The sequence below is a fragment of the Ornithinimicrobium panacihumi genome, assembly GCF_052073805.1.
GTDB lineage: Bacteria > Actinomycetota > Actinomycetes > Actinomycetales > Dermatophilaceae > Ornithinicoccus > Ornithinicoccus panacihumi.
This window is the reverse complement of sequence record NZ_JBQGWG010000005.1, coordinates 183,573-195,358: the sequence shown is the minus strand read 5'-3', so window position 1 is coordinate 195,358 and position 11,786 is coordinate 183,573. Positions and strand designations below refer to the sequence as shown.

Below are 11,786 nucleotides of genomic sequence, written 5' to 3'. Positions count from 1 at the left end.
GAGGGACCGGAGCTCTTGTTAGGGTGGGAGTGGGGTGGTTTGTCCCCCCCCCCCCCCCCCCCCCCCCCCCCCCCCCCCCACAACCCGGGGTTCCCTCGGAAGACTGTCGCTGCCTCACGCGGGGGACTCCCCGGAGCGACCGTCGCTGCCTCACGCGGGGGACTCCCCGGAGCGACCGTCACTGCCTCACGCGGGGACTCCCCGGAGGCGACCGTCGCCGGCTCACAGGGGCTGGCCGGTCCTGGCGGCGAGACGCGGGTAGGCGAGTAGCCGCATACCCGCAGAACCTGGTGGGGAGGACGCGGACGGGCCGCTAGAGTAGCCAGGTCCGTCTGACCCCTGGTGAGGAGACCATGGAAACCGCCGAGATCCGCCGCCGCTGGCTGTCCTTCTTCGAGAGCAAGGGCCACGCGGTGGTGCCCAGCGCCCCCCTGGTCCACGACGACCCCAACCTGCTGTTCGTCAACGCCGGCATGGTCCCGTTCAAGCCCTACTTCCTTGGCCAGCAGACCCCGCCGTGGGAGCGCGCCACCAGCGTCCAGAAGTGCGTGCGGACCCTCGACATCGAGGAGGTCGGCAAGACCACCCGCCACGGCACCTTCTTCCAGATGAACGGCAACTTCTCCTTCGGCGACTACTTCAAGGAGGGCGCGATCCGCGCCGCCTGGGAGTTCGTCACCGGCTCCCAGGCCGAGGGTGGTCTGGGCTTCGACCCCGACAGCGTCTGGGTGACGGTCCTGGGCCCTGGGCTCCTGCCGCACCTGCCCGAGGGGGACGAGGAGGCTGCCCGGCTCTGGAAGGAGATCGCCGGCCTGCCCGAGGAGCGCATCCAGCGCCGCGGGGTGGAGGACAACTACTGGCACATGGGCGTGCCGGGCCCCGCCGGGCCGTGCAGCGAGATCTACATCGACCGCGGCCCGGAGTACGGCCAGGACGGCGGCCCGATGGTCGACGAGGAGCGCTTCCTGGAGATCTGGAACCTCGTCTTCATGCAGGAGGAGCTCGGCGCGGTCCGGTCCAAGGCCGACTTCGACGTCATCGGTGAGCTGCCGAGCAAGAACATCGACACGGGTATGGGGCTCGAGCGCGTCGCCTACCTGCTCCAGGGCGTCGACAACCTCTACGAGATCGACGAGGTCTATCCCGTCATCGAGCGGGCCGAGGAGCTCTCGGGTCGCTCCTACGGGAGCAACGAGGAGGACGACGTGCGCTTCCGCGTCGTCGCCGACCACGTGCGCTCCGGCCTGATGCTCATGGGTGACGGGGTCACCCCGGGCAACGAGGGCCGTGGTTACGTCCTGCGCCGCCTGCTGCGTCGGGCGGTGCGCTCGATGCGTCTGCTGGGCGTGCAGGACGCCGCCCTGCCCGAGCTGCTCCCCGTGAGCAAGGACGTCATGAAGGCGTCCTATCCCGAGCTGGAGCGTGACTGGGCGCGGATCAGCGAGGTGGCCTACGCCGAGGAGGAGGCCTTCCGTCGGACCCTGGCCAGCGGCACCACGATCCTGGACACCGCCGTCGCCTCGGCGAAGAAGTCCGGCTCCAGCGTCCTGGGCGGCCGGGAGGCCTTCCAGCTGCACGACACCTACGGCTTCCCGATCGACCTGACCCTGGAGATGGCCTCCGAGCAGGGCCTGTCGGTCGACGAGGACGGCTTCCGCACGCTCATGGCCGAGCAGCGCGAGCGTGCCAAGGCCGACGCGAAGGCGAAGAAGCACGGCCACGGGGGCACCACCTCATACCGTGCGGTCGCCGACCGGCTGGGCCGCGAGGTCGAGTTCACCGGCTACGGCGAGATGGCGGGGGAGTCCACCGTGCTGGGCGTCTTCTCCGGTGGCGAGGAGGTCCAGCGCCTCGAGGCGTCGTCGCAGGACCTCGAGCAGGGCGGCGCCGAGGTCGAGCTGGTCCTGGCCAGCACCCCGTTCTACGCCGAGGCGGGCGGCCAGCTCGCCGACCACGGCACCATCCGCCTGGCCAACGGCGCGCTCGTGGAGGTCACCGACGTCCAGAAGCCCATCCCGGGGCTGATCGTGCACCGCGGACGGCTCCTGGAGGGTGAGGCGGTCGTGGGCCAGGACGCCCGGGCCGAGATCGACGTCCTGCGGCGCGCCTCGGTGTCCCGTGCGCACACCGCCACCCACCTGGTGCACAAGGTGCTGCGAGAGACCCTCGGTGACACCGCGACCCAGGCGGGGTCGGAGAACGCCCCCGGCCGGCTGCGCTTCGACTTCAAGGCCAACCGCGGCCTGTCGCCGGAGGAGCTGACCGCCGTCGAGGCCCGGATCAACGAGCGGCTCATGGACGACCTGCAGGTCACCGCCGAGCAGATGCCCCTGGAGCAGGCGCGCGAGATGGGCGCGATGGCGCTCTTCGGCGAACGCTATCCGGACATCGTCCGGGTCGTCTCCGTCGGCGGCCCCTGGAGCCTGGAGCTGTGCGGTGGCACCCACGTGCTCAACTCCGCCCAGCTCTCGCTGGTCAAGATCATGGGAGAGGCCTCCATCGGCTCCGGCGTGCGCCGGGTCGAGGCACTCGTCGGCGCCGACGCCTACCAGCACCTGGCGCGCGAGAACATCATCGTCAACCAGCTGACCGACACCCTCAAGGTCCGGCCCGACGAGCTGCCCGACCGCATCGGCGCGCTCGTGGCCCGGCTCAAGGACGCCGAGCGCGAGATCGCCAGGGCGCGCTCGCAGCAGGCCATGGCGGCCGCGTCCGGGCTCGTCGAGCAGGCGCGCGACGTGGCGGGCGTGCGCTTCCTGGGGCACGACCTGGGCGAGGGCGCCGGTGGCGACGACCTGCGCACGATGGCTCTCGACCTCCGTTCGCGGCTCGGCAACGATGGCCCTGTCGTCGTGGCCCTGGTCGGTGCGGCCGGTGGGCGCCCCAACGTGGTCGTGGCCACCAACGAGGCCGCCCGCGAGCGGGGCGTGCGGGCCGGTGACCTGGTCAAGGTCGCCGCCCAGACCCTCGGCGGCGGTGGCGGCGGCAAGCCCGACCTCGCCCAGGGCGGCGGCCAGGACGCCAGTCGCACCGGTGAGGCGCTGGCCGTCGTCGAGCAGGCCCTCCGGGGCTGAACGACGCCGGTTCGCATGGACGACGGAGCGACGCGGCAGGCACGTCCCGGGGTGCTCCTCGGGATCGACGTCGGCGAGGCGCGGGTCGGGGTCGCCGCCAGCGATCCCGAGGGGCTCCTGGCCCACCCCGTGGCCACCCTGAGGCGGGACCACGAGGGCGAGACCGACCTTGACCAGATCGTCTCGACGGTGCTGGAACGGTCCGCCGGGACCGTCGTCGTGGGGATGCCCCGGTCCCTGGACGGGTCGGAGGGGTTGGCGGCCCAGCGCGCTCGCCGCTACGCTATGTCGTTGCAGCGGCGTCTGGACGTGCCGGTGCGTCTGTGGGATGAGCGTCTGACCACCGTCGATGCCCATCGTGCGCTCCGGAGCAGCGGCGTTCGTGGTCGTGAGCAGCGTGGCGTCGTCGATCAGGCCGCAGCCGTGCTTATCCTCCAGGCAGCGCTGGACGCCCGCCGCTCCGGCCAGCCGGTCGGAGCCCCCCTGAGGGCTCGAAAGCCCCGGACCCGCCGGTCCGGCCGACGTGAGGACATCGATTGAGCCTGCCCCCTGAGCACGAATGGGATGAGTACGATGCCCGTGGGCGGGGGGCGGCATCCGGTGGCAACGACGGTTTCCTGGGTCTGGGCGACCCCCACGAGCACGACGAGACCCTGGCTGACGACGTCCTGGCGCCACCGCCGGAGGAAGGGACCTTCCGTCCCCGGAGGCGGCGTCGCCGCAACCCGGTCCTCAAGGCGATCGCCCTCGTCGTCGCGGCGGCCCTGGTGCTGACGGCCTCGGTCTACGCGATCGGCTCGTTGCGCGACCTCGTGCCGGACATCTCGTTCGGCGGCGAGGCGGCCCCCGAGGACTACGAGGGCCCGGGCACCGGTGAGGTCCAGATCGAGATCCCCGAAGGGGCCGGTGGCGGCCAGATCGCCGAGATCCTCGTCGAGGAGGACGTGATCGGGTCGGTGCAGGCCTTCACCGCCGCACTGTCGACGCACCCGCAGGGCGGCAGCATCCAGCCGGGCACCTACCGGATGGCCCGCCAGATGAGTTCCGAGGCCGCCATCTCGCGCCTGCTGGACGGCAACTTCCGGGAGATCAACGGGGTCACCATCCGTGAGGGCCTGTGGGTGGACGAGACCTTCGCGCTGCTGGCCGAGGCCACGGGCCACGAGGTCGCCGACTACGAGGCCGTCGATCCGGCGGAGCTGGATCTTCCCGAGGCGGCCGACGGGGAGCTCGAGGGCTATCTCTACCCGAGCACCTACGAGTTCGCCCCCGACGCGACCCCCACCGAGCAGCTCCAGCTGATGGTGCGCACGGGCAAGCAGGTCTACGAGCGCCTCGGCATCTCCGAGGGGGACCTCAAGGACGTCATCATCAAGGCCAGCATCGTCCAGGGCGAGGGCATGTTCGCCGAGGACCTGCCCAAGGTCGCCCGCGTCATGGAGAACCGCCTCGAGGGCGACTCCGAGACCAACGGCAGGCTCCAGATGGACTCCACCGTCCACTTCATCAAGCAGGAGCGCGGCAGGGCCGGCACCAGCGATGCGGACCGTGAGGTCGACGACCCCTACAACACCTACGTCCACCAGGGTCTGCCGCCCGGACCGATCAACAGCCCTGGCGAGGCCGCCATCCAGGCCGTGCTCAGCCCGACCGAGGGCGACTGGATCTACTTCGTGACGGTCAACCCCAGCACCGGCGAGACCAAGTTCGCCACGACCTTCAAGGAGCACCAGGCCAACGTGTCCGAGTTCCTCACGTGGTGCGAGGACAACCCCGGGCAGTGCTGAGTCAGGTCGTCCCGTCCCCGTGGAGCCGCGACCGAGGATGAGTGCCCCGCAGAGACGGGCCGGCGTGGTGGGCTCGCCCATCTCGCACTCCCTCTCGCCCCTCCTCCACCGGGCGGCCTACGCGGCCCTCGGGCTCGACGGCTGGAGCTATGACGCCTTCGAGGTCCGCTCCGGCGAGCTCGCCCGCTTCGTGGACACCCTCGGCCCCGAGTGGGTCGGACTCTCGGTGACCATGCCCGGCAAGGAGGAGGCTCTCGCGCTGGGGACGACGACCGGGAGCGCGGCCGAGCTGACCGGTGCGGCCAACACCCTCGTCCGGTGTCCGCAGGGCTGGTACGCGGACAACACCGACGTCCACGGACTGACCGAGGCCCTGCACGAGGCGGGGGTGAGCCGGCCTCGACGTGCCACCGTCCTCGGGGGCGGCGCCACGGCCAGATCCGCCCTCGTCGCACTCTCGGGCATGGGTGTCGAGGACATCACCATGGTGGTGCGGGACCGACCCCGCGCGGAGACGAGCGCGCTCGCCGAGCGCCTGGGCCTGGGCCTGCGGGTTCGCCGTCTCGGGGACGGGGCGATCGCACTGGGGCAGGACCAGGACGTCCTGGTCGGGACCCTGCCGGGCTCGGCCCCCGCGCCGGCGGTCACGCTCACCGGGGGTGCCGAGCCCCGCCCCGTCGTGCTCGACGTGGCCTACTCGCCCTGGCCCAGCGCGCTGGCGTCCGCCGTCAGCGCGCTGGGGCCCGGCGCGCCGACCGTCTGCCGGGGCACGGGGATGTTGCTCCACCAGGCCGCCCGACAGGTGCAGCTGATGACCGGCCATGATGGTCCGGTGGAGGCGATGAGGGACGCGCTGGGCCCGGGGGAGGGCATCGATGGGTGACCAGCTGCAGGACTGGGCGCCGCCGGTCGTCATGGCTGTGGTCGCGCTCGGCGTGGCGCTGCTCGGCCTGCCCGTTCAGCGCTGGCTGGCGGAGACCACCTACCGCAAGCCCGACGAGGTGGACGAGCCTGCACCCGGGCGACGGTGGTGGGTGCCTCCGGCTCTCGGGCTGAGCGCCGCGCTGGTCGTCCATCGGATCTGGTTCGTCGGTGACGAGGCGATCCCCACCGTCTGGGTCGCCGCCGTCCTGACCGCGACCTTCCTGCTCGTCGTCCTCGCGTGCGTGTGCCTGGCCGCCATGGACATGGACGTGCACCGCCTCCCGGACCGGATCATGTGGCCGACCATGGGCTTCCTGGCCATCGGGATCTCCGTCGCGGCCCTCGTCGGCGGCGGCGTCGAGCCGTGGGCACGGGCGCTGGGCTGGGGCGTGGGCAGCAGCGTCTTCTATCTCGCGCTCGCCCTGCTGGCGCTCGCCCGTGGCTCGGTGGCGCTGGGCCTGGGCGACGTCAAGCTGGCGGGGGTCCTGGGCGCGGCCCTGGGCTGGTTCGGCTGGCCCGAGGCCGTCACGGGGATCTACGCGGGATTCCTCGTGGGCGGCGTCGTCGCCCTCGTCCTGCTGCTGAGCCGCCGCGTCGAGCGCGGCGGGCACCTGGCCTTCGGACCGCCCATGATGGTCGGTGCCCTCCTGGGTCTGACCCTGGGCCCCGGTGTGGTCGCGGCCTTCGGCTGAGCGGCGACCCCGCTGAGACCCTCGCCGCGTCGAGGCCCCCGCACGGCCGAGGCACCGCACCGATCACCGGGAGCGAGGTGGGAGAATCGGGCGCATGCTGCGCTGGTTGACCGCCGGGGAGTCCCACGGCCCTGCCCTGACCGCCCTCCTGGAGGGACTTCCCGCCGGGGTCCGCATCGAGCGTGCCGCCGTCGAGGGTGCGCTGGCCCGTCGACGCCTCGGCTACGGCCGCGGGGCCCGGATGAGCTTCGAGGCCGACCGCCTGCACTTCCTCGGCGGCATGCGCCACGGGCAGAGCATCGGCTCCCCCCTGGCCCTGCAGATCGAGAACACCGAGTGGGCCAAGTGGGCCGCGGTGATGAACCCCGAGCCGGTCCCCGAGGACGACCTGCGCAGGGCGGACGACGTCGGGGCGCCGCAGGAGCTGGCGCGCAACCGCCCCCTGACCCGGCCCCGTCCGGGGCACGCCGACCTCGTCGGCATGACCAAGTACGGCTTCGACGAGGCCCGGCCCGTCCTCGAGCGGGCCTCCGCACGCGAGACCGCCGCACGCGTCGCACTCGGCGCGGTGGCCGCGGGCTTCCTGGAGCAGGCCGTCGGCATCCGGCTCGTCTCCCATACGGTGAGCATCGGTCGGGCGGGTGTCGCGGACCTGGACGCCGACGCCCCGGTCACCGACACGCTCCCGAGGCCCGAGGACGTCGAACGACTCGACGCCGACCCGGTCCGGACGCTGGACACCGACCTCTCGGCCCGGATGGTCGCGGAGGTCGACGCCGCCCGCAAGGACGGCGACACCCTGGGCGGAGTGGTCGAGGTCCTGGCCTACGGGCTCCCGCCCGGGCTGGGCTCCCACGTGCACTGGGACCGTCGCCTGGACGCGCGGCTCGCGGCGGCGCTCATGGGCATCCAGGCGATCAAGGGCGTCGAGGTCGGTGAGGGCTTCCGCACGGCCGCCCGCCGGGGCAGCCAGGCCCACGACGAGCTCGAGCGGGACGCGGACGGGCTGGTCCGACGTCTCACCCACCGCAGCGGTGGCACGGAGGGCGGGATGAGCACGGGAGAGGTCCTGCGCGTGCGGGCCGCGATGAAGCCGATCTCCACCGTCCCCCGGGCGCTGCGGACCATCGACACCACCACGGGCGAGGCGGCCACGGCCATCCACCAGCGCTCCGACGTGTGCGCCGTGCCGGCCGCGGGGGTCGTCGCCGAGGCGATGGTCGCCCTGGTGCTGGCTGACGCCGTGCTGGAGAAGTTCGGCGGCGACACCGTCGCCGAGGTGGCCCGCAACCATGCCGCATACCTGGAGACCGTGCCCACCCACCAACGGACGCCGGCGACCGAGGGGAGGGAGCGGCCGTGACGCTGGGTCGTCTCGCACTCATCGGCCCTCCGGGCTCCGGCAAGTCCACCGTCGGCGCGATCCTCGCCCAACGCCTGGGCGTCCCCCTCATCGACACCGACCAGGTCGTCGAGACCCGCGCGGGACGGGCGATCTCCGACATCTTCGTCGACGACGGCGAGCAGGCCTTCCGCGACATGGAGCGAGCGGCCGTGCTCGAGGCGCTCGACGCCGAGCAGTCGATCGTCTCCCTGGGTGGTGGCGCCGTGATGCAGCCCGAGATCGCCGACGCGCTCCGCGACAGCGACCACGTGGTCGTCTTCCTCGACGTCACCATCGCTGACGCGGCCTCCCGCGTCGGTTTCGACGCCTCGCGCCCCCTGCTCATCGTCAACCCGCGAGCCTCCTGGACCCGGTTGATGAACGCCCGCCGCCCGACCTACGAGGCGCTGGCCGACATCACCGTCGCGACCGGTGGACTCACGCCGGAGCAGGTCGCCGACGAGGTGCTCGAGGGGCTGGATCCGTGACCGCCCCCGTCGCCTCGCGGACGGTTCGGGTCGACGGACCGCAGGGGTATGCGGTGCACGTCGGCTCCGGGGTCCTCGCCCTCCTTGCCGAGCATGCGCGGCCGGAGCGGCGGGTGCTGGTGGTGCACCAGCCCGGTCGGGAGGCGCTGGCGGGCGAGGCCGCGTCGGTGCTCACGGCCGGCGGCGCCCGCCCCGTGGTGGTCGCCGTCCCGGACGCCGAGCTGGCGAAGTCGGCCGAGGTGCTCGTCTCCCTCTGGTCCAGGCTGGGGCAGGAAGGGTTCACCCGCGACGACCTGGTCGTGGGGATCGGCGGGGGAGCGGTCACCGATCTCGCCGGCTTCGTGGCGGCCTCCTGGCTGCGCGGCGTCGAGTCGGTCGTGCTGCCCACCTCCCTGCTCGGGGTCGTCGACGCCGCGGTGGGAGGAAAGACCGGCATCAACACCGCCGAGGGCAAGAATTTGGTCGGTGCCTTCCATCCTCCGCGGGCCGTCCTGTGCGACCCGACGTGGCTCCGGTCGATGCCGGAGGCCGACTACGTGTCCGGACTGGCCGAGGTCATCAAGTGCGGCTTCATCGCCGACCCGGAGATCCTGCGCATCGTGGAGGAGGACCCGGCTGCCGCGGCCGACCCCCTGGCAGCTCCCGAGCTGGTCGTCGAGCTCATCGCCAGGGCGGTCCAGGTCAAGGCCGACGTCGTCGCGGCGGATCTCAAGGAGGCCTCGCTCCGGGAGATCCTCAACTACGGGCACACCTTCGCGCACGCCATCGAGCTGGTCGAGGACTACACCTGGCGTCACGGGGACGCCGTCGCCGTCGGCATGGTCTACGTCGCCGAGGTGGCCCACCGGGCCGGGCTGATCGACGGGGCGCTCCTCGCGCGCCACCGCGCCGTCCTGTCCGCGGTCGGGCTGCCCATCTCCTACCGGTCCGGCAGGTGGGACGAGCTGCGGGCGGCGATGGCCAGGGACAAGAAGTCGCGCGGCAGCACCCTGCGCCTCGTCGTGCTGCAGGGGTTGGCCAGCCCGACGCGGCTGGAGGCCCCGTCGGAGAGCCTGCTCGAGGAGGCCTACGCGGCGATCACCGGCTGAGCGTCTCGCGAGGGGTGGGGATCATCCGTCGTGCAGGGCCTTGCCGACGACCACGGTCGAACGCTCCGTGGCCATCTGCTCCGGCGTCCGGTCGGTCGGGTGGTGAGGAGTCCTGCCCTTGGCCGACGTGGAGGGGGCCACCGAGCCACCCTGGGGTGCGGAGGCCATGAGCGCACGGATCTGCTCCTGCTGCTCCGGCGAGGGCAGACCCCACGAGGGGTCTTCGTAGCCGGCGATCTTCCACAACGGGGTGGACTCGCGGGTGCCGAGCAGGATGTCCACCATGTCGCCGCGGATCAGGCCGGGGTGCTCGACCCCGCACGCCTCGGCGACCTTGAGCATCTCGCGGCGCCAGGAGCGCAGGTAGTTGGTGGCCCGCACCGACTTCAGGTCCGGGTCGAGGCCGCTGGTGAGCCAGCGGTTCTGCGTGGCAACCCCGGTGGGGCACCGGTCGTCGTGGCAACGCTGCGCCTGGATGCAGCCGATGGACAGCATCGCCTCGCGGGCCACGTAGACCATGTCCACGCCCAGGGCGAAGGCCACGGCGGCGTTGTCGGGCAGGCCCAGCTTCCCGGCCCCCATCCAGACGACCCGGTCGGCGATGCCCCGGCGGGCGAAGGGCGCGTAGGCCGCCGGGAAGGCGAGGCGGAAGGGCAGGGAGACCGAGTCGGAGAAGGTCAGGGGGGCCGCGCCGGTGCCTCCCTCACCGCCGTCGATGGCGATGAAGTCGACCCCGCGGTCCCCGCGCTCCATGAGCGTGGCGATCTTGTCCCACACGCGGGGTTGACCGACCGCAGCCTTGATCCCGACCGGCACCCCCGTCGCCTCGGCGACCATCTCGACCCAGTCCAGCATGCTGTCGGGGTCGGAGAACTCCGCGTGCCGGGAGGGGGAGTGGCAGTCCTGCCCCATGGGGATGCCGCGGATCTGGGAGATCTCCTTGGAGATCTTCGCCGCCGGCAGCAGGCCGCCGAGCCCGGGCTTGGCGCCCTGGGAGAGCTTGACCTCGATAGCCTTGACCGGGTTGGCCGCCACCAGGTCCTTGAGGCGCTCGAGGTCGAAGCGGCCCTTCTCGTCACGGCAGCCGAAATAGGCGGTGCCGATCTGGAAGATGAGGTCCGCCCCGTGGCGGTGGTGGTCGGAGATCCCGCCCTCCCCGGCGTTGTGGAGCGCCCCGGCCTCGGCGCACCCGCGGTTCAGCGACTCCACGGCCGGCCCTGAGAGTGCGCCATAGCTCATCGCCGAGACGTTGATCGTGGACTCGGGGCGGAAGGCACCCCGGCGCCCTCGCGCCTCCCCGAGCACCTTCGCGCACGGCAGCGGGGTCTCCTCGCCCGCGTGGGGCATCGCGGCCGGCTGGACCCTGGCGAAGGTCCGGTGCTTGATGATCGCGTAGCCCTCGTTGTTCTCGACGTCGTTGTCGGTCCCGAAGCCGAAGTAGGGATTCTCCTTCTTGGAGGAGGCGTAGACCCAGCGGCGCTGGTCGCGGCTGAACGGGCGCTCGGAGTCGTTGTCGGTCACGATGTACTGGCGCAGCTCAGGCCCGATCGTCTCCAGGACGTAGCGTGCGCGGCCGAGAACCGGAAAGTTGTTCCGGATGGCGTGCTTCTTCTGCGTCAGGTCCTGGACGGCGAGTGCGGCGAGTGCGATGGCAGGGACGGCGATGGCCTTGCTCCACTTCATGGGCTCCACTGTGCCCCAGGGCAGGTGCGCCCGGCCAACCGGCCCTCCCGGCGCAGGTAGAATCGTCCGAGTTCGCACCGCATACCCGCAAAGGAACCCGAGAACGTGGCAACCACGAACGACCTGAAGAACGGCATGGTCCTGGACATGGACAACGGGCTGTGGCAGGTGCTGGAGTTCCAGCACGTCAAGCCCGGCAAGGGCCCGGCGTTCGTGCGCACCAAGCTCAAGAACGTCACCTCCGGCAAGATCATCGACAAGACCTTCAACGCCGGCACCAAGGTCGAGACCGCCACGGTGGACCGCTCGGACTACCAGTACCTCTACAACGACGGCACCGACTTCATCTTCATGGACGAGAAGACCTACGAGCAGGTCCCCGTCACCCCCGAGGCCATGGGCGACGCAGCCAAGTACCTCCTGGAGAACGGCCGGGCCATGATCGCCCAGCACAACGGTGCGGTGCTCTACGTCGAGCTGCCCCCGTCGGTGGTCCTGGAGATCACCCACACCGAGCCGGGCCTGCAGGGTGACCGCTCCACCGGCGGCACCAAGCCCGCCACCCTCGAGACCGGCGCCGAGATCCAGGTGCCGCTCTTCCTGGAGACCGGCACCAAGGTCAAGGTGGACACCCGCGACGGGTCGTACCTCGGTCGCGTGAACTGA

10 protein-coding genes are annotated in these 11,786 nt (G+C 71.9%); 9 read left to right on the top strand and 1 reads right to left on the bottom strand.

The window, feature by feature from the left end; all coding sequences use genetic code 11:
• The first annotated feature begins 353 nt into the window (after positions 1-353).
• The 8 genes from alaS (at position 354) to aroB (ending at position 9,437) form a co-directional block, all read left to right on the top strand.
• Positions 354-3,074 carry an alanine--tRNA ligase gene (alaS, locus tag ACTMMA_RS07560; protein WP_441189500.1) on the top strand — a complete coding sequence of 907 codons (2,721 nt, stop codon included), beginning with the start codon at positions 354-356 and terminating at the stop codon, positions 3,072-3,074.
• Positions 3,075-3,089: 15 nt separating this feature from the next.
• Complete coding sequence (ruvX, locus tag ACTMMA_RS07555; RefSeq protein WP_441189499.1) at positions 3,090-3,614, top strand: Holliday junction resolvase RuvX; 525 nt, start codon at positions 3,090-3,092, stop codon at positions 3,612-3,614.
• The gene (gene mltG / locus ACTMMA_RS07550; protein WP_441189498.1) at positions 3,611-4,861 is read left to right on the top strand and encodes an endolytic transglycosylase MltG; all 1,251 of its coding nucleotides are present in this window, start codon (positions 3,611-3,613) and stop codon (positions 4,859-4,861) included. The genes ruvX and mltG overlap by 4 nt, the downstream gene beginning before the upstream one ends.
• A 37-nt stretch (positions 4,862-4,898) precedes the next feature.
• Positions 4,899-5,744 carry a shikimate dehydrogenase gene (locus tag ACTMMA_RS07545; RefSeq protein ID WP_441189497.1) on the top strand — a complete coding sequence of 282 codons (846 nt, stop codon included), beginning with the start codon at positions 4,899-4,901 and terminating at the stop codon, positions 5,742-5,744.
• Positions 5,737-6,477, top strand: a complete 741-nt coding sequence (locus ACTMMA_RS07540; RefSeq protein WP_441189496.1) for a prepilin peptidase — start codon at positions 5,737-5,739, stop codon at positions 6,475-6,477. Before ACTMMA_RS07545 ends, ACTMMA_RS07540 begins: the two co-directional genes overlap by 8 nt.
• A 94-nt stretch (positions 6,478-6,571) precedes the next feature.
• Complete coding sequence (gene aroC, locus ACTMMA_RS07535; RefSeq protein ID WP_441189495.1) at positions 6,572-7,840, top strand: chorismate synthase; 1,269 nt, start codon at positions 6,572-6,574, stop codon at positions 7,838-7,840.
• A complete protein-coding gene (locus tag ACTMMA_RS07530; RefSeq protein ID WP_441189494.1) occupies positions 7,837-8,349 on the top strand; it encodes a shikimate kinase in 513 nt (170 codons plus the stop codon). Before aroC ends, ACTMMA_RS07530 begins: the two co-directional genes overlap by 4 nt.
• Positions 8,346-9,437, top strand: coding sequence for a 3-dehydroquinate synthase (aroB, locus tag ACTMMA_RS07525; protein WP_441189493.1), 1,092 nt, complete (start codon positions 8,346-8,348; stop codon positions 9,435-9,437). The genes ACTMMA_RS07530 and aroB overlap by 4 nt, the downstream gene beginning before the upstream one ends.
• 21 nt (positions 9,438-9,458) lie before the next feature.
• On the opposite strand, the gene ACTMMA_RS07520 is transcribed toward aroB, so the two are convergent.
• Entirely contained in the window at positions 9,459-11,120 is a 1,662-nt protein-coding gene (locus ACTMMA_RS07520) for a glutamate synthase-related protein (RefSeq protein WP_441189492.1), read from the bottom strand.
• A 105-nt stretch (positions 11,121-11,225) separates the two neighbouring features.
• On the opposite strand from ACTMMA_RS07520, the gene efp reads away from it, so the two are divergent.
• Entirely contained in the window at positions 11,226-11,786 is a 561-nt protein-coding gene (efp, locus tag ACTMMA_RS07515; RefSeq protein ID WP_441189491.1) for an elongation factor P, read from the top strand.